Annotated in this window: 17 protein-coding genes; 7 read left to right on the plus strand and 10 right to left on the minus strand. The window is 53.9% G+C overall.

Annotated elements, in window-relative coordinates; all coding sequences use genetic code 11:
• Positions 1-43 precede the first annotated feature (43 nt).
• Positions 44-1,219: a mannose-6-phosphate isomerase gene (gene manA, locus ACOTX5_RS13130; protein WP_032648147.1), complete on the minus strand. Its 1,176-nt coding sequence runs from the start codon at positions 1,217-1,219 to the stop codon at positions 44-46.
• 199 nt (positions 1,220-1,418) lie between these two features.
• Here manA and fumA point away from each other — a divergent pair, with 199 nt between their 5' ends.
• Positions 1,419-3,065, plus strand: a complete 1,647-nt coding sequence (gene fumA, locus ACOTX5_RS13135) for a class I fumarate hydratase FumA (protein WP_063945189.1) — start codon at positions 1,419-1,421, stop codon at positions 3,063-3,065.
• 182 nt (positions 3,066-3,247) lie between these two features.
• Positions 3,248-4,642 (plus strand): class II fumarate hydratase, encoded by a 1,395-nt coding sequence (gene fumC / locus ACOTX5_RS13140; protein WP_017693543.1) that lies wholly within the window; start codon positions 3,248-3,250, stop codon positions 4,640-4,642.
• On the opposite strand, the gene tus is transcribed toward fumC, so the two are convergent.
• From tus to ACOTX5_RS13155, 3 genes are all read right to left on the minus strand, one after another.
• Complete coding sequence (gene tus / locus ACOTX5_RS13145; protein WP_045911672.1) at positions 4,643-5,572, minus strand: DNA replication terminus site-binding protein; 930 nt, start codon at positions 5,570-5,572, stop codon at positions 4,643-4,645.
• A gap of 74 nt (positions 5,573-5,646) precedes the next feature.
• A complete protein-coding gene (gene rstB / locus ACOTX5_RS13150) occupies positions 5,647-6,945 on the minus strand; it encodes a two-component system sensor histidine kinase RstB (RefSeq protein WP_023303638.1) in 1,299 nt (432 codons plus the stop codon).
• A gap of 281 nt (positions 6,946-7,226) precedes the next feature.
• Complete coding sequence (locus ACOTX5_RS13155; protein WP_017384578.1) at positions 7,227-7,454, minus strand: hypothetical protein; 228 nt, start codon at positions 7,452-7,454, stop codon at positions 7,227-7,229.
• Between the two features lie 151 nt (positions 7,455-7,605).
• Between ACOTX5_RS13155 and ACOTX5_RS13160 the strand changes: the two genes are divergently transcribed.
• On the plus strand, positions 7,606-7,770 hold the full coding sequence (locus ACOTX5_RS13160) for a YnfU family zinc-binding protein (RefSeq protein ID WP_213083756.1): 165 nt from the start codon (positions 7,606-7,608) through the stop codon (positions 7,768-7,770).
• Between the two features lie 161 nt (positions 7,771-7,931).
• Here the strand turns inward: ACOTX5_RS13160 and ACOTX5_RS13165 are convergent, their stop codons facing one another.
• The 3 genes from ACOTX5_RS13165 to rstA form a co-directional block, all read right to left on the minus strand.
• Positions 7,932-8,150 carry a cold shock domain-containing protein gene (locus ACOTX5_RS13165; protein WP_017384577.1) on the minus strand — a complete coding sequence of 73 codons (219 nt, stop codon included), beginning with the start codon at positions 8,148-8,150 and terminating at the stop codon, positions 7,932-7,934.
• Between the two features lie 387 nt (positions 8,151-8,537).
• Positions 8,538-8,957: an anti-adapter protein IraM gene (gene iraM / locus ACOTX5_RS13170; protein WP_063438844.1), complete on the minus strand. Its 420-nt coding sequence runs from the start codon at positions 8,955-8,957 to the stop codon at positions 8,538-8,540.
• A gap of 390 nt (positions 8,958-9,347) precedes the next feature.
• Positions 9,348-10,064: a two-component system response regulator RstA gene (rstA, locus tag ACOTX5_RS13175; protein ID WP_015570649.1), complete on the minus strand. Its 717-nt coding sequence runs from the start codon at positions 10,062-10,064 to the stop codon at positions 9,348-9,350.
• Between the two features lie 127 nt (positions 10,065-10,191).
• On the opposite strand from rstA, the gene ACOTX5_RS13180 reads away from it, so the two are divergent.
• Entirely contained in the window at positions 10,192-10,527 is a 336-nt protein-coding gene (locus tag ACOTX5_RS13180; RefSeq protein WP_017384576.1) for a GlpM family protein, read from the plus strand.
• Here the strand turns inward: ACOTX5_RS13180 and folM are convergent.
• The 3 genes from folM to ydgH all read right to left on the minus strand — a co-directional run bounded on the left by folM (position 10,524) and on the right by ydgH (position 13,798).
• Complete coding sequence (gene folM, locus ACOTX5_RS13185) at positions 10,524-11,246, minus strand: dihydromonapterin reductase (RefSeq protein ID WP_003857550.1); 723 nt, start codon at positions 11,244-11,246, stop codon at positions 10,524-10,526. The genes ACOTX5_RS13180 and folM overlap by 4 nt on opposite strands.
• A gap of 39 nt (positions 11,247-11,285) precedes the next feature.
• Positions 11,286-12,668, minus strand: a complete 1,383-nt coding sequence (locus ACOTX5_RS13190; protein WP_003857548.1) for an amino acid permease — start codon at positions 12,666-12,668, stop codon at positions 11,286-11,288.
• Positions 12,669-12,853: 185 nt separating this feature from the next.
• Complete coding sequence (gene ydgH / locus ACOTX5_RS13195) at positions 12,854-13,798, minus strand: DUF1471 family protein YdgH (protein ID WP_000769339.1); 945 nt, start codon at positions 13,796-13,798, stop codon at positions 12,854-12,856.
• Positions 13,799-14,333: 535 nt separating this feature from the next.
• Between ydgH and pntA the strand changes: the two genes are divergently transcribed.
• From pntA to ACOTX5_RS13210, 3 genes are all read left to right on the plus strand, one after another.
• A complete protein-coding gene (gene pntA / locus ACOTX5_RS13200; RefSeq protein WP_047727403.1) occupies positions 14,334-15,863 on the plus strand; it encodes a Re/Si-specific NAD(P)(+) transhydrogenase subunit alpha in 1,530 nt (509 codons plus the stop codon).
• 10 nt (positions 15,864-15,873) lie between these two features.
• Positions 15,874-17,262 (plus strand): Re/Si-specific NAD(P)(+) transhydrogenase subunit beta, encoded by a 1,389-nt coding sequence (gene pntB / locus ACOTX5_RS13205; RefSeq protein ID WP_003857541.1) that lies wholly within the window; start codon positions 15,874-15,876, stop codon positions 17,260-17,262.
• A 107-nt stretch (positions 17,263-17,369) separates the two neighbouring features.
• The gene (locus tag ACOTX5_RS13210; RefSeq protein ID WP_045911674.1) at positions 17,370-18,479 is read left to right on the plus strand and encodes a mechanosensitive ion channel family protein; all 1,110 of its coding nucleotides are present in this window, start codon (positions 17,370-17,372) and stop codon (positions 18,477-18,479) included.
• The last annotated feature ends 41 nt before the right edge of the window (positions 18,480-18,520 follow it).

Consider the following 18,520-nt stretch of genomic DNA (forward strand, 5'->3'; position numbering starts at 1 on the left):
TGTTACTAGCTTAGCAAGAGTTGTTAAAAAATTCAGTAAGTCCCTAAAGCTTATTAAAAACACGCGCCAGGCGACCGGTGCCGCTCACCCGGACAGGCGACTCGTTGGCCGCGACAAAGGCGGATTCACCCGGTTTGAGCACCAGACGCTCGCTATCTTTATGCAACGTCGCTTCGCCTTCCACACAGAACAGGATCGCGGCGCTCTCCTGTGCAATGGCGGTTTCGTCTGCGCTGAGGTCATGCAGCGAGAAGGCAAAATCGTCAACCGGAATCGGGAAGTCCAGCTCTGCGCCGTTTTTCACCGGCTGCGTAAGCAGCTCCGCAGCAGGTTTTGCCACGAACTTCACGTTGGCAACCAGCTCAGGGATGTCGATGTATTTTGGCGTCAGGCCCGCGCGCAGTACGTTATCGGAGTTAGCCATCACCTCCAGCGCCACGCCGTTCAGGTAGGCGTGCGGGGTTTCAGCGAACAGGAACATTGCTTCGCCCGGGTTGAGCTTCACCACGTTCAGCAGCAGCGGAGAGAAGAGGCCGCTGTCGTCCGGATAAAACACGGAAATTACGCGAATGGTGTCCCATGGCTCACCCTGCTGGCTGTTCAGCGCGGCTTTCAGCACCGCCAGCGCGTGGGATTTTTCCTCGCCCTGCATATTCAGCAGGCTGGCAAACAGCTCGCTCAAGGCTTCTGCGTTCGGGTTTTCCAGGAAATGGGCGATCGCGTTGTGAGCCCCGGCGACCGGTTGCAGCAGGGAGATGATCTCGGAAAACTCGCGGAAGGCATTCATCGCCAGGAAAGGGGTAAGGGCGAAAACCAGTTCCGGCTTGTGGTTAGGATCTTTGTAGTTACGCTCTGCGGCGTCTAACGGAATACCGGCGGCATTTTCTTTGGCAAAGCCCAGCTCAGAGGCTTTTTTGTTCGGGTGAACCTGAATGGAGAGCGGCTGGTCGGCGCACAATACCTTGAAGAGAAACGGCAGCTCACCAAAACGATTCGCCACTTTATCGCCGAGCAGTGCGGCTTTGTCGGCGTCGATGACGTCACGCAGGCTGCGAACCTGGCCGCTGGCATCTTCAATTTTTGAGCTGCTCTTCGGATGCGCGCCCATCCACAGCTCTGCCATCGGCAGGTTGTCCGGGTTGGCGATACCGTAGAGATCCGTTAACGCAGTTTTACTTCCCCAGGCGTAGTTTTGCACTGAGTTGATGAGTTTTTGCATTATCAAGCCCTGATTCATATGTGGAATTAACTCCGCGTATTAAAGCAATAAACCGAATGGAAGTAACCTGCGGATGTAAAAAGTCGTACTAGTCTCAGTTTTTGTTAAAAAATTGTGTAGGATAAGCTGACTCGCTTTTAAGCCGGGCAGCGGAACATCTGCCCTGAATAAACAGACCGAAGCAGTAAGTGAGAGAACAATGTCGAATAAACCCTTCCATTATCAGGATCCTTTCCCCCTCAGTCAGGATCAGACCGAGTATTACCTGTTAACCCGCGATTACGTTTCTGTCTCTGAGTTTGAAGGGCAGGAGATCCTCAAAGTTGACCCGCAGGCGCTGACGCTGCTGGCGCAGCAAGCCTTCCACGATGCTTCCTTTATGCTCCGTCCGGCGCATCAGCGGCAGGTTGCTGATATCCTTAGCGATCCGGAAGCCAGCGAGAACGATAAGTACGTTGCCCTGCAATTCCTGCGTAACTCTGATATCGCCGCGAAAGGCATTCTGCCGACCTGCCAGGACACCGGCACGGCGATTATCACCGGTAAAAAAGGCCAGCGCGTCTGGACCGGCGGCGGTGACGAAGCGGCGCTGGCGCGCGGCGTTTACAATACCTACACCGAAGACAACCTGCGCTATTCGCAAAACGCGGCGCTGGATATGTACAAAGAGGTGAACACCGGCACCAACCTGCCTGCGCAGATTGACCTCTACAGCGTCGACGGTGACGAGTACAAATTCCTCTGCATCGCCAAAGGCGGCGGTTCAGCCAACAAAACCTATCTTTACCAGGAAACCAAAGAGCTGCTTACCCCGGGCAAGCTGAAGAATTATCTGGTCGAGAAGATGCGCACCCTCGGCACCGCGGCCTGCCCGCCGTACCATATCGCGTTTGTGATTGGCGGTACGTCTGCCGAAAGCACCCTGAAAACCGTTAAGCTGGCCTCAACCAAATACTACGATGGCCTGCCAGCGGAAGGTAACGAACATGGTCAGGCGTTCCGGGACGTGCAGCTTGAGCAGGAACTGCTGGCCGAAGCGCAGAATCTGGGCCTGGGCGCGCAGTTTGGCGGCAAATACTTCGCGCATGACATTCGCGTGATCCGCCTGCCGCGCCACGGTGCTTCCTGTCCGGTGGGCATGGGCGTCTCATGCTCGGCGGATCGCAACATCAAGGCGAAGATCAACCGCGACGGCATCTGGATCGAGAAGCTGGAGAACAACCCGGGCAAATATATTCCTGAAGAACTGCGTAAAGCGGGCGAGGGGGAAGCGGTTCGCGTAGACCTGAATCGTCCGATGAAAGAGATCCTCGCGCAGCTTTCGCAGTATCCGGTTTCAACGCGCCTTTCCCTGAACGGGACGATTATCGTGGGTCGCGACATCGCCCATGCGAAGCTGAAAGAGCGCCTGGACAACGGCGAAGGGCTGCCGCAGTACATTAAAGATCACCCGATCTACTACGCAGGCCCGGCAAAAACGCCTGATGGATATGCTTCCGGCTCGTTAGGCCCAACCACGGCGGGCCGTATGGACTCCTACGTCGACCAGTTGCAGGCAAACGGCGGCAGCATGATCATGCTGGCGAAAGGCAACCGCAGCCAGCAGGTGACGGACGCGTGCCACAAGCACGGCGGCTTCTACCTCGGTAGCATCGGTGGCCCGGCAGCGGTGCTGGCGCAGGGCAGTATCAAGAGCCTTGAGTGCGTGGAGTACCCGGAACTGGGTATGGAAGCGATCTGGAAAATTGAAGTGGAAGACTTCCCGGCGTTCATCCTCGTGGATGACAAAGGTAACGACTTCTTCAAACAGATCCAGTCTTCCCAGTGTTCGGCGTGTGTGAAGTAATTCTGTAAATTGCCGGGTGGCGCTGACGCTTACCCGGCCTGCATTCTCGTAGGTCGGGTAAGGCGCAGCCACCACCCGACATCAAAAAGAGCGCACAAAGCGCCATAACGTTTCTCAGAAGTCATCAATACTTATCTCTTAAGCATGTGAGCAATCCCATCTTTGTTATCAAGGAGTAAGTAATGACAATGCATCGCCGCGAGAAAGACTCCATGGGCGCCATCGACGTCCCGGCCGACAAGCTATGGGGCGCACAAACCCAGCGTTCGCTGGAGCATTTCCGCATTTCGACAGAGAAAATGCCCGTCTCGCTAATCCAGGCGCTGGCGTTGACCAAACGCGCTGCCGCCAAAGTCAATCAGGATCTGGGCCTGCTGGATGCCGATAAAGCCACCGCCATCATCAATGCCGCCGACGAAGTGCTGGCGGGCAAACATCCCGACGAATTCCCCCTTGCCATCTGGCAGACCGGCTCAGGCACCCAGAGCAACATGAACATGAACGAGGTGCTGGCGAACCGCGCAAGCGAGCTGCTTGGCGGCGTGCGCGGCATGGAGCGCAAGGTCCACCCGAACGATGACGTGAACAAAAGCCAGAGTTCCAACGACGTGTTCCCGACGGCCATGCACGTGGCGGCCGTCATCGCTATCCGCGAGCAGCTTATCCCGCAGCTCAACGTGCTTAAATCTACGCTTAACGAGAAAGCGCAGGCCTTCCGCGACATCGTTAAGATTGGTCGTACGCACCTTCAGGACGCGACGCCGCTGACGCTCGGCCAGGAGATCTCCGGCTGGGTGGCGATGCTGGAGCACAATCTTAAGCATATCGACAACAGCCTGCCGCATCTGGCGGAGCTGGCGCTCGGCGGAACGGCGGTGGGCACTGGCTTAAACACCCATCCCGAGTACGCGGTGCGTGTGGCCGAAGAGCTGGCGAAGATCACCGGGCAGCCGTTTGTTACCGCTCCGAATAAATTCGAAGCGCTCGCGACCTGTGATGCCCTGGTGCATACCCATGGCGCGCTGAAAGGGCTGGCGGCCTCGCTGATGAAAATTGCCAACGACGTGCGCTGGCTGGCCTCCGGCCCGCGCTGCGGCATCGGCGAAATCAGCATTCCGGAAAACGAGCCGGGCAGCTCCATTATGCCGGGTAAAGTGAACCCGACCCAGTGCGAAGCCATGACCATGCTGTGCTGTCAGGTGATGGGTAATGACGTGGCGGTTAACATGGGCGGCGCGTCGGGTAACTTCGAGCTTAACGTCTATCGCCCGATGGTGATCCACAACGTACTGCAATCGATTCGTCTGCTGGCCGATGGCATGGAGAGCTTTAACGAGCACTGCGCGGTGGGCATTGAGCCTAATCGCGAGCGAATCAGCCAGCTGCTGAATGAGTCTCTGATGCTGGTAACGGCGCTGAACACCCATATTGGTTATGACAAAGCGGCCGAAATCGCTAAAAAAGCGCACAAAGAGGGGCTTACCCTGAAAGCCTCTGCGCTGGCGCTGGGCTACCTGACGGACGCCGAGTTTGATGCCTGGGTCCGCCCGGAAGCGATGGTGGGCAGCCTCAGATAATCACTGCGCCACATACAGGTGCAGCCGCGGAATAATCAGCTGTAGCGGCTGCGCCTGGGGTTTATAGCGATGCTGAACGTTTTCAGCATCGTAATTCAGCAGTTCCCCGATATCCGGCACCACCGCACCCTGATCGGCATCGTAGAGCGCAATCAGCGGCGTCGGGCAGGCGTATTGCACCTGCTTTTGTTGTCCGGCGTACCAGACGCGGGCGATAGGCTGCACCTTCACCGGACGCTTTATTTTAAGACGAGTATCAGCTGGCAGGGAGGCAATGCTGTGGTACTCCTGCTCCAGCCGTTCAATCCACTGTTCCCGCGACCACGGGGCGACCGTTCGCGGCGATTTCAGGCTTTTCTCCAGCTGAGCCAGGATCTCATCGCGCGTGAAATTTTTAATGATGTGCTTGTTGGCCCAGCCGAAGCGCAGCGTGGCGGGATGGCGCAGTACCGTCAGCGTGCGGTAAGCATTCAGGGTGATAAGCCCCGGAAGCTGGCGATGCACCCATTCAAAACGGGCAGCCGGCACCAGCCCGGACTCAACGGTTACAATCTTCTCAAACGCGGCTTTCAGCGTATTGATATGCGTAATCTGCGCCTCAATTCCTTCACGCGTTGCGGCATCCGTTTGCAGACAGATGACGCCGGGCAGGCGAACGGCGGCCTTACTGCTGCGATTTTCGGACTGCTGCTGGATGAAAAGGCGACGAAAGTGCTGCAACGTCATTTCCAGCGCCGCCTTGCCAACATGCTGCGTCACCTCAATGGTGTTCAGCGGGTCGTGCTCCGCGCCTTTCGCCACCTCGGGCAGAGAAAAGACGCGGGCGGCCAGCAGGCGGCAGTCATGAAGTTGCCCCGTGAGGGTCAGTAACGCCTGCTCTATTTCCCGAAATGTGGTGTTAAGCCTTTCGATGAGATCGTAAGTTGCCATGGCAGCCCTTAATTAGTTACAACATACTACTGATATAGCATAACACGCGGGGTCAGGCCAGCGTGCGGTTTAGGTCAGGCAGGTACGGGAAGGGGAAGATTGTGATAGATCGGCCAGCTAAAGACGAACCGGGCTCCACCCAGCTCGCTCGCTTCGCAGCGAACCGAACCGCCCATCGCCTGGGCAATAGAACGGACAATAGCCAGCCCCAGACCACAGCCGCCGGTAGCCCGGTCGCGGCTGGGATCGAGGCGCACAAACGGCTCAAAAACTTTTTCACGCTCCGCCGGCTCAATGCCGGGGCCATCGTCTTCCACACACAGAATCGCCTGGCTTCCCTGCAAATCTAAACCTATGCGCAGCGTCGTTTCGCTGTAGCGCATGGCGTTGTTCATCAGATTATCCAGCACGCGTTCCATCAGGCGCATGTCCAGTGCGCCGTACGCGCCGGGGGTAATGGCTGTCAGCAGTTTTCGCTGAGGGTTAACGCTCTGCACATCGTTAATATGCGTCTGTAGCCAGACGGGGAGATCCGGTGTACTGAGGTGCAACTCCGTCTGAGGCCGATCGAGGCGGGCATAGGTCAGCAGCTCTTCAATCAGCGCTTCAAGCTGGCCAATATCCCGATTGAGCGCCTGCGATTCCGCCCCGGTGAGGTTCTCGCTCATCTCCAGGCGATAACGCAGGCGTACCAGCGGAGTGCGCAGTTCATGCGCAATACCATCGATCAGCTGCTTCTTGCTGGCAATCAGTGCGTTGATGTTATCGGCCATCTGGTTGAAGGCAATACCGAGCCGGTCAAAACTGGAACCGCTGTCGAAATGTATGCGTTCAGTTAAATGACCCTCCCCAAAACGCTGTGCGGCGGATTCCAGTTTCAGCATGTCCTGCCAGTGCGGTCGCATCCAGATGAACACAGGTAAAGCTAGCGAAATGGCAATAAAGCCCAGCAGAGCGAGATCCAGCAGGCGCATCTGGTGCAGGTAATAGAGATAGGGCACTGGCCCGACGGCCAGAACATAATGGCTGCGCGGAATACGCTGAATGAAGGTATATTTCTCGTCCAGTGCGACGATGTCTCCGTCGCGCAGACGCTGCATCGCAGGCGGCGCTAAGTCAAAATCCTTCATGGGTTCGATACGCAAATCAAACGACAGATTCAGATCCAGCTCTTTTAACGTGCGCGCCCAGTCATGAGGAGGAATTTCTCGCAGCTCGCTACGCATCAGATAGAGCGAGCTTTTCATCAGATCGTCCAGGGATTGCCTGCCCGCGCGCTCTGCGGTGAATTTGTAGACCAGCCCGACCAGCATGGTCATCACCAGAAAGCAGACAAACAGCAGGAGATAAAACTGCACAAACAGCTTTTTCATTGGATAGCACCGCTAAATCAATCAATTAAGAACCCGGCTTTACTTCGTCAGCCCTGCGTGGACATCCATATCACCACAGGAACGAAGAAGGTTGATGATACACTTTCTTCGGAAACAGAGGGAGCAAAGTGAGCAGCACGATTATGCGGAATAGTTAAATTTAAAGGGCAATGTCGTAAAAAAGCCTGCATTTTGCAGGCATTAATAATGATGGATTGTAATTTTTCTCATTCTGAGTGAAATAAATGCTGTGTTGTTAACCGGACTAGTGACAGAAAATATTATAAATATTGTTTGGCAGCATCAGATATTTCCTGAGAGGTAAGTTCCCTGTCTGAAGCAACATAGATAGAATTATGATCTCCCGTCAACGACGGAAAGCTTGCAGTCATGATCTGAAGATTTATTTCTTCACCATCCGGATATGTCTGGCGTACAGACGTTATGCCCTTAAGCACGATAATGACTTTGCTGGGGTTGGCATTAAAAAAAATGATCACCTTTTTCATATATCACTCTATATCTCTTTGTGATTGTGCAAGGTAAGAATGTTCCAGAAGCGTGGCTCCTTTCCTTTTTTTGCTCTCTTTGGGAAATAAAAGCAAGCAATATCCTGCCTTAACGTGTATGGTGGCAATCCTTTTCATTCAGGAGCAGCCTATGTCGGGACGTAAAAACTCGCAACTTCGTCGCAATTATTTAGTCAAATGTTCATGTCCAAACTGCGCTAAAGAGTCAGAGCACAGTTTCACTCGCATACAAAAGGGGGCCCAGCTTGTCTGTCCCTACTGTAGCGCTTTGTTTAAATCCTCTCAGCGTCTCTGAAGAAATACTCATACAAGAAGTGGAAGAGACGATGTTTTTCGCGGCCGCCTGACCTCAATAACACTTTACTGATTTACAAGCAGTTAGCATCGGATTGTAGACTGCTTGTGCAGTCCACGAGCCAGAAGCAACATCATCGTCAACGCGGCTGTGTGCTGATATTATTTATCGCAAAGCGTTACATTCGCAGCAGCAGGGCCTTTATCGCCGCTTACGATGATAAATTCGACTTTCTGACCTTCAAAAAGTGTTTTGAAGTTCTCTCCCTGAAGGGCAGAGAAATGCACGAAAACATCTTTGCTGCCATCTACAGGGGAGATAAAACCAAAGCCTTTATCTTCCTTAAACCACTTAACCAGACCTAAAATTTTTGATGACATAAAGACTCCATTTGAACATTTCCGAAGTGATATAAAAGCTAATAAACATATAATGCTAAGGTGTGGACTCAAAAGGAGGGGATATCAGCGATAGCGCCTGGTTATGAGAATTGTCATGCAACTTGTCCAACTATTATTGGATCGGACTAACGAGACCATTAATGCACGGGCAGGGTTAATTAGCAATTTTTATTTTAGCCTTCCGGATGGCTTGCTTAAAATTGCACAATAAAAATTAATTTGGTACAAGAAGCCAGAGTTGCCAGGCGTGACTACAGCCCAAATGTCCCCACAGGAGCATTTGGGCTGTAGTCACGGAGATTTATCCGGACAAAGGCGGTGCAGCAGAAATATTAATTATCTTGATCTCAATATTTCCGATTTTCGCTAATGTCTGGATTTACCTGTGCTGACAATCAGTGGGTTGGTGGCAAACCCATGCGGGCATTTCCGCGCGTTGCAATGCACCGCGTAAGTGCATATCTCCTCGTGCTGGTTTCGATTGTATGGGCAGGCCATCTTGCTTTTTATTTCACTCCACAACATTTCGTTGTAAGGTGATATGTTGTATATCGATATAGGCTTGAAAACACCATTTATGAAGACGCCATTTTTTGTCGGATATATCCTGTCACCGGGGTACAAATAGACATCGCTTTCATACCAAATGATGAGTTTCAAGAACTTGAGTCCCAAGATGCTTGAATAAACGATTCCCGTGTTAGGACAAATTACCGAGCTAATGACTCTCCATGACATTGCTATACCTCTTTCATTAAATAATTGAGAGAGTATAAGGTTTAGCATGAGAATTAGATTTCTGCAAACACGTAAGCTATTGAAAAAGATCGATATTATTTATATGTTCGCCATTACCCCCTTTGTTTTCATAAGGATAAGATAATGATTAAGTCAATTGTAAAGATCATTTTTAGCCTAATGTGCATTTAAGTGACGGATTTTTGATCGATGATGGTGCCTGCTCTGCTGAATATATATTGTACTATAGCAATCAAATACATTAGCGCTACTTTTGTTTACGCGAAAAATGCACATCGAAATAGAACTGGAGAGAGGAATCAGACCAGAGGATATGTCATAACTGACGATGCATATAATCGATAACTTTCGACGAATATCGATAACAATTCCGATGCATCGTCAGTTATTTTTCGAATATTCCTGTTTGCTCCTTTTTCAGGTTTCCCAGGCGTGCGGTGCAAACAGATAGCCCTTGTTGCGTACGGTTTTGATGCGGTAAGGTTCCGTGGCGTTATCCAACAGTTTTTTACGCAGTCGTGAAATCGCCACATCAACGCTACGATCCATTCCGTCGTAACTTACGCCGCGCAGATTTTTCAGTAATGCATCCCGGTCCATAATTTGTCCGGCATGGGTTGCCAGCTCCCACAGCAGGTCAAAATCTGCGGTTGAGAGCGCAATCAGCTCCCCGGAAAGCATAACCTGTCGGTTGACCGGGTCGATAGAAAGTGTGCCGAAACGCATCGCTTTATGCGGCGTTAAGGAGGGCGCAGGCGCTTCACGCTCAGCGCTGGCACGCTGACGCAGATGGAGGCGTAAACGGGCTAGCAGTACCGCCGGCGGCGTGGTTTTCAGGATGTAGTCGTTTGCGCCCATCTCAAGCGACAGAATATGATTCATATCGCTGTCGAGAGAGGTCAGCAGCACGATCGGGCCGTCCCATTTCGCGCGCAGATCCCGGCAGAGCGTCATACCATCTTTCCCGGGCAGCATGATGTCCAGCAACACCAGATCCGGATTTTCGCGGTTGACGACGTCTTCAGCGCGATCGCCACGAGGCTCGACAACCACTTCCATATCATGTTTACCCAGATAAGCGGCGATTAATTGCCCCACCTCGGGTTCATCTTCAACATAAACAATCTTATTCATACAACGTCTGTCATCGCGAAAAACGTCAACATACACCGCGCAACCTTAACCTTCCATTAATCTTTCAAAATTAGCCGGAGTTCCGTTATCCTGCACGGGAATGTTATTTGATTGTTAAGGGAAAAGAATGGGGCTGGTGATAAAAGCCGCGCTAGGTGCGCTGGTCGTGCTGCTGATTGGGGTGCTGGCTAAAACGAAGAACTACTATATTGCCGGGCTGATCCCGCTGTTTCCCACCTTTGCGTTAATCGCGCACTATATTGTGGCCTCTGAGCGGGGTATTGAGGCACTGCGCGCCACCATTGTGTTCGGGATGTGGTCGATCATCCCATATTTTATCTACCTGCTGTCGCTGTGGTACTTCACCGGTTTTATGCGTCTGCCCCTGGCGCTGGGCGGGGCGGTGGTCTGCTGGAGCCTCAGCGCCTGGGTGCTCATCTTCTTCTGGAGCCGCTTTCACTAGCGCAGGGGGCGGCCACCGTCCACGGCAAACGTTCGGCCCGTGACGTAACAGCTGGTCAGCAGATAATCGATCAGGTCGATCACCTCTTTCTCGCCGGGCGCAATTTTCATTAACGACTTGTTGAGCGCCTGCTGACGATACTCGGCATCATCGCCTTCGTTAAATAAAATCATCGCCGGAGCAATCGCGTTGACCTTTACCTCGGGCGCCAGCTTGCGTGCGAAAGAGCGGGTCATATTATCCAGCGCGGCTTTGCTGGCCGCATAGGCGATGTGTTTGTCGCTTCCTCGCTCCACCACGTAATCGGTGAAATGGATAATGTCTCCTGCGGCATGGCCGTGTCCGCGCAGCAAATCCTGTAGGGCATGGTTGAGCAGATAAGGCGCATTAACGTGGATCTGCATCATGCAGGCGAGCGTTTCGCTGAGTGAATGTCCTGCTTTTTCGGGAAGCCAGGTACTGGCGTTGTGAATAACCGCCCGCAGTCCGTGGGTGGTCGACTTCACTTTGTCCGCGAAGGCGAGAATACCTTCATCTGTGGAGAAATCCGCCTGAATGCAGACTGCTCCGGCATTTCGTAGCCCTTCAATGGAGGGATATTCCGTGCGGTAACTGACGATAACCGGATGGCGAAGATTGAGAAAGTGATGGGCGAGGGCGAGGCCAATGCGACGGCCTGCGCCAGTGATCAATATTGGGCGTTGCTGCGTGTGTCCCATCGTAATCTCCTTTTCAGTTCAACAATGGGACAGGCGGCGCTATCCCATTAACATCCACGTTGCCGGTACGGCAGCGACTAACAGCAAACCTATCAATGCCATTTCGCGGCGCTTAAGGGCATTATCAAGCTGATGTGTACGGCGAGCGTAGATAAACACCAGCAGGCCCGGCGCGTAGAGCACCACGGACAGCAGCAGATGCATCGGTCCGGAAGCATACAACAACCATAGACCGTAAATACAGGCGCCGACGCCTACCGCATAGTGTGCCGGGCGGGTCGCAATTTTTAACAGATATGCGCCCACTAAGAAATAGGGTACCAGAATCATCTCGGAGGCAATGGTCAGCAGCGTGTTATAGTCCGATCCTGTGAGCCAGATCAGCACCAGACAGACCTGCACGCTGATGTTGGTGAGCCACAGAGAGGCCGATGGCGCACTGTTTTTGTTCTGACGGGCAAACAGGCGCGGGAAAGCTTTGTGCGTGGCGGCCAGGAACGGGACTTCCGCTGCCATAATGGTCCAGCTCAGATAGGCGCCGCAAACGGAAACAATCAGACCCGCCGCGATAATCACGTCCCCCCAGGGGCCCAACATTTTCACCATCAGCCCGGCCATGGACGGGTTACGCATTTCCGCCAGTTCAGGGCGGGCCACCACGCCGAGCGACAACAGCGTCACCAGCAGATAAACGCCCAGCGCCGCCAGTACGGCCAACAGCGTGGCGCGTCCCACATCGCGCTTGTTACGCGCGCGGGCAGAGACCACGACGGCACCTTCAACGCCGATGAACACCCACAGGGTGATCAGCATGGTATTTTTCACCTGTTCCCAGACGGGGACGCCCAGCGCAATGCCGCTGAAATCGAGCGTAAAGACATCGAGACGGAAGGCGAGGAAGGCCAGCACGACGAACAGGCCAAGCGGCACCAGCTTGGCCAGCGTCGCCACCAGGTTAATGCTGGCTGCGGTCTGGACGCCACGCAAAATCAGCCAGTGAACTATCCACAGCAGGACCGAGGCGCCGACGATGGACTGCCAGGTATTGCCGTCGCCAAACAGGCGCAGTTCGGGCGTATCGGTAAAGAAGCTGAGCGCCGAGAAGACGATAACCAGATAGGAGACGTTGGCGATCACCGCGCACAGCCAGTAACCCCAGGCGGAGCAGAAGCCGATCAGCTCGCCGAAACCTTCCCGGGCGTAAGTGAATATTCCGCCGTCCAGATCCGGTCGGATACGGGTCAGCAGCAGCATGGCGAACGCCAGCAGCAAAATCCCGACACCGGTAATGCCCCAGCCAATCAGTAATGCGGCCGGGCTGGCGACGGCCGCCATGTTCTGCGGCAAACTGAATACGCCCGCGCCCAGCATTGAGCTCAATACAAGTGCAGTTAAAGCACTCAGGCCAAGTTTCTTTTCCATTGGCTTCCTGTTATGAAAAGTCCAAATCCAGAATAATTATTTCGCTAAGGCGCATAAAAATGGTGGATCACGCTAAGGCGCGGGATTTTACGGAGTGTGAAGGATGCATGCAATGACGTGTGGCAGAAATCAGAAAAAAAGTAACAAAAAAGGCGGCACTGCGCCGCCTTTATGAAACCGTTTTGTTACTTGTACAGATCGGCGCTGATGGTCAGGTTGTTACCACGTTCCTGCCACTGGCGGGTGATGTGGTAATACTTCGCGCCTTTCTTCGCAGCACGCTTCGCCACCTGATAGGAGATTTCCGTCATGTTGCCATAGTTGCCCGTAAACTTGATGCTGTCGAACGGAACCATCTGCGCGGCAGTGGCTTTGTTCAGCTCTTCAATTTTCGTGCCGTCTGGTAACGTAACGGTATAACGACCGCCTTTGGTGGATTGGGTTTCAAAGAAACGACCCACTTCAGCGCTTGGTGCCGCCGAGGTTGCAACGCCCGGAATTTCCACTTTCTTCGCTTCTTCACCGCCTTTCGCTAACGCGGCACGTCCCGCATCTGAATCCGCTGGAATGGCATCCGGGCTTTGTACTACGCGTTTTTTCGCATCTTGCTTATAGATGAAGGCGGTGATGCGCTGGTTTCCGCCCTGGTTGGCATCAACCTGACGCACGATATAGAACGCGTAAGCGCCTTTTTCTCTCGCGGCTTTGGTGATGGCATCGTTAACTTCAGGCTGGCTGCGGTAGAAGCCCTGAACGGTCACGGTGTCATACGGTTCCAGCTGAACAGCCTGATCTTTCGGCAGTTCAACAATGCCGTTAATCACGCGGTTTTTCTGTTCATCTGCTTTTGGGGCATTCTCTTTGTACAGCGCAATCGTCACGCGCTGGTTGCCGCTGTTGCCCTGATCGGACTGGTCAACAACGTAAAACGAGGCAGCGCCGTTTTTATCGGCGGCTTTTGATGCGGCGGCGACGGCATCGCCAATAGAGTTATAGCGACCCACAATGACCGTATGGTCAAAAGGTTTTAACGCTGCCGCTTGCTCCGGCGTCAACTCTGTCGCGGCATTCGCAGACAGGGCGGTCGCGGAAAGAAGTGCGGACGCCAGGAGTGTGTTCTTAAGCTTCATAAAAATAATCCTTCGCCTTGCGCAAACCATGTACTGGTGTTGTTGTTAATTTGAGACGGTCCCGATTATGGCATTTAACACCCGTCGCTGTCTGCGGCATTTTTCACAGCCTGTGCTCACCAAAGGACCTGATTCGATAACATTTTGTGATATGTGGAAAAAACAGGCGCTTCACAAGCAAAACTGATTAAGCATATGACTTTTACAAGTTAATTTAATGTTAATGAGTTGTTCTTTTATGGCGCTATATCATGTTTTTACCGCTTCGCTTGCGCGATTTATCGGTCCTGAAGGCGAATTTAAGGTAAATATCTCTGTCAGTGACCCCGATCGCTTATTTTTCACAGATAAAGTAAGAAATAGTGTTTTCTGGCGGTAGATCACGGGCGCTATTTTCAGTAGGTTATAGAAAGTTTGTTACTGTTTTATTTTCCGGGGTTAATCATTCTCCGTCGATATCTCGATGGTGAAAATTGATACAAACCGTGGGCAATTATCGACAAACCATCATCAAAAACCGATGGAAGGGTAAACTATGCGTATTGGGGTACCAAAAGAACGGTTAGCCAATGAAACCCGCGTAGCGGCAACACCAAAAACGGTGGAGCAACTGCTTAAACTGGGTTTTACCGTCGCGATTGAAAGCGGCGCGGGCAAACTGGCGAGTTTCGATGACGAGGCCTTTACTCAGGCTGGCGCGGAAGTAGTGGACGGTGCTGAGGTCTGGCAATCACCCATCATCCTGAAGGTCAACGCACCGGAAGAGAGTGAAATTGAACTGCTGAACGCGGGCACGATGCTTGTGAGCTTTGTCTGGCCAGCCCAAAACCCGGAGCTGATGGAGAAGCTGGCAGCACGCGGTGTCACCGTGATGGCGATGGACTCCGTGCCGCGTATTTCGCGCGCGCAGTCTCTGGATGCGCTGAGCTCCATGGCGAACATTGCCGGCTATCGCGCCATTGTCGAAGCTGCGCATGAGTTTGGTCGCTTCTTTACCGGTCAGATTACGGCGGCAGGTAAAGTACCACCCGCGAAGGTGATGGTGATTGGTGCCGGTGTGGCAGGTCTTGCCGCTATCGGGGCCGCAAACAGCCTGGGCGCTATTGTTCGCGCGTTTGATACCCGGCCGGAAGTGAAGGAGCAGGTGCAGAGTATGGGCGCCGAATTCCTTGAGCTGGACTTCAAGGAAGAAGCGGGCAGCGGTGATGGTTACGCGAAGGTCATGTCTGAAGCCTTTATTAAGGCGGAAATGGCGCTCTTTGCGGCGCAGGCAAAAGAGGTGGACATCATTGTCACCACCGCGCTTATTCCGGGTAAACCGGCGCCGAAGCTGATCACCCGTGAGATGGTGGATTCCATGCAGCCGGGCAGCGTTATTGTCGATCTGGCGGCGCAAAACGGCGGTAACTGTGAGTATACCGTGCCAAACCAGGTCACGACGACCGCGAACGGCGTGAAGGTGATCGGTTATACCGACCTGCCAGGGCGTCTGCCAACCCAGTCCTCTCAGCTGTACGGCACGAACCTCGTTAACCTGCTGAAGCTGCTCTGCAAAGAGAAAGACGGCAACATTACCGTTGATTTTGATGATGTGGTGGTGCGTGGCGTTACCGTGGTGCGTGAAGGGGAAATCACCTGGCCTGCACCGCCGATTCAGGTTTCCGCTCAACCTCAGGCTGCGCCGAAAGCGGCGCCAGATCCCGCGGAGCCAGCAAAACCTGCGTCGCCGTGGCGCAAATACGCCATCATGGCGCTGGTTATTATCCTGTTTGGCTGGCTGGCGGATGTCGCGCCAAAAGAGTTCCTTGGCCACTTCACCGTCTTCGCGCTCTCCTGCGTGGTGGGTTACTACGTCGTGTGGAACGTTTCTCATGCGCTGCATACCCCGCTGATGTCGGTCACCAATGCCATCTCCGGGATTATCGTGGTCGGGGCATTGCTGCAAATTGGTCATGGCGGCTGGATCAGCTTCCTGAGCTTCATTGCGGTGCTGATCGCCAGTATCAATATTTTCGGTGGTTTCACCGTGACTCAGCGCATGCTGAAAATGTTTCGTAAAGGCTAAGGGGTAGCATATGTCTGGAGGATTAGTTACAGCCGCATACATTGTTGCTGCAATCCTGTTTATTTTCAGTCTGGCGGGGCTTTCCAAACACGAAACGTCTCAGCAGGGAAATAACTTTGGTATCGCCGGGATGGCGATTGCGCTGATTGCCACCATCTTTGGGCCGGATACCGGCAACGTGGCGTGGATCCTGGTGGCGATGATCATCGGCGGCGCGATTGGTATTCGTCTGGCGAAACGCGTTGAAATGACCGAGATGCCGGAGCTGGTTGCCATTCTGCACAGCTTCGTGGGTCTGGCGGCGGTGCTGGTGGGCTTCAACAGCTACCTGTACCACGAACCGGGCCTGGAGCCGATTCTGGTGAACATCCACCTGACCGAAGTGTTCCTCGGCATCTTCATCGGTGCGGTGACCTTCACCGGGTCGATTGTGGCGTTCGGCAAGCTGCGCGGGAAGATCTCTTCCAAACCGCTGATGCTGCCTAACCGCCACAAGCTGAACCTGGCGGCGCTGGTCGTTTCCTTTGTGCTGCTGGTGGTCTTCGTGCGTACCGAAAGCGTAGGCTTGCAGGTGCTGGCGTTACTGGTGATGACCATCATCGCGCTGGCCTTCGGCTGGCATCTGGTGGCGTCTATCGGCGGAGCAGATATGCCGGTGGTGGTTTCCATGCTGAACTCCTACTCCGGTTGGGCGGCGGCGGCGGCAGGCTTTATGCTGAGCAACGACCTGCTGATTGTCACCGGTGCGCTGGTCGGTTCTTCCGGTGCGATCCTGTCTTACATCATGTGTAAGGCGATGAACCGTTCGTTTATCAGCGTCATTGCGGGTGGCTTCGGTTCTGACGGCTCATCAACCGGTTCTGATGAGGAAGTGGGTGAACACCGTGAAATCAGCGCGGAAGACACCGCAGAGATGCTGAAAAACTCGCATTCCGTCATCATCACCCCAGGCTATGGCATGGCGGTGGCGCAGGCGCAGTATCCGGTGGCGGAAATCACCGAGAAACTCCGCGCGCGCGGCATCAAGGTTCGCTTTGGTATTCACCCGGTGGCGGGGCGTCTGCCAGGCCACATGAACGTGCTGCTGGCGGAAGCGAAGGTGCCTTACGACATTGTGCTGGAAATGGACGAGATCAACGATGATTTCGCCGACACCGACACCGTGCTGGTGATTGGCGCGAACGACACCGTTAACCCGGCGGCGCAGGACGACCCGCGTAGTCCGATTGCGGGTATGCCTGTTCTCGAAGTGTGGAAGGCGCAGAACGTCATTGTCTTCAAACGCTCTATGAACACCGGCTATGCTGGCGTGCAGAACCCGCTGTTCTTTAAAGATAACACCCACATGCTGTTTGGCGACGCCAAGGCTAGCGTGGATGCGATCCTGAAAGCGCTGTAATTGCGCTTCATCCTGACAAACCGCCCCCTGGGGCGGTTTTCTTATTTCTGCGGCCAGCTTTTCTCCTCTGTCTATACTTTACCCTTTGTGTAATACGAGGAGGTGTAATGCGATTTTTGTCCCGCTTCGACATCATCGAGCTGATGATGACGCCATCTTTCTGGATCGGCGTCGCCACGGTGGTTTTTGTGACTCTGCTGGTGTACTGGCTGCTGACGCGTCTGATAGCCTTCGTTAAGAAAGGGATCACTACCTGGGGCGACAAGCACCCCACCATCAACCGGATGCGTTTTATCCTGACGGATATGCTTAACCGCACCAGCCGCTTCCTGCTTTTTGTCGTGGCGCTGTTGTTCAGCCTGCGTTTCGTCGACTTACCGGATCATCTCTTTGGTACCGTGAGCCACGCCTGGTTCCTGGTCTTCGCTATCCAGGTGGCGCTGTGGATGGATCAGGGGGTGGTGTCGTGGCTTCGTCACGTCATGCTGGCGCCGGGAAGCCATAAAAACCCGGTGACGCTGGTGATCACGGGGCTTATCCTCCGTGCCATAGTCTGGTCAGTGATGCTGCTGTCTATTCTTGCTAACGCGGGCGTCAACATCACTGCTCTGGTTGCCAGCCTTGGGGTAGGGGGTATTGCTATCGCCCTCGCGGTGCAAACGATCCTGAGCGACGTGTTTGCATCGCTTTCCATCGGTTTTGATAAGCCGTTCGAAATTGGCGATTTTGTGGTGTTTAACGATGTCGCAGGGACAGTAGAGCACATTGGCCTGAAAACCACCCGTATCCGCAGCCTGAGCGGGGAGCAGATTGTCTGCGGGAACGCCATTCTGCTGCAACAGACGCTGCATAACTACAAACGGATGCAAACGCGCCGGATCGTCTTTACCTTCGGGGTTGCCAGCGACACGGCGCCGGACAAACTGCGTTCAGTGGGTGATATGGTCAAACAGATCATTACCGACGTCGGGGAAACGAAGTTTGACCGCGCCCATTTCCTGGGCTTCGATCGCGATCGCCTGACCTTCGAGGTGGTCCATATCGTTAATACGGCGGACTACAACAAGTACATGGATATTCAGCAGGAGATCAATATCCGTATTCTGGAGGGGCTGAACCAGCAGGAGATCAAGCTGGCGCTGCCGAGCATGGTTCTGCACGCGCCCTGGATGAATGCCGGCGACGAGGCACCGACGCAGCGGTTGAGCGAAGCGTAACAAAAAAAGCCCGCCGTTACCGGCGGGCTTTTATTTTGGGG

The organism is Enterobacter cloacae complex sp. IR5441 (genome assembly GCF_049238215.1).
GTDB lineage: Bacteria > Pseudomonadota > Gammaproteobacteria > Enterobacterales > Enterobacteriaceae > Enterobacter > Enterobacter hormaechei_C.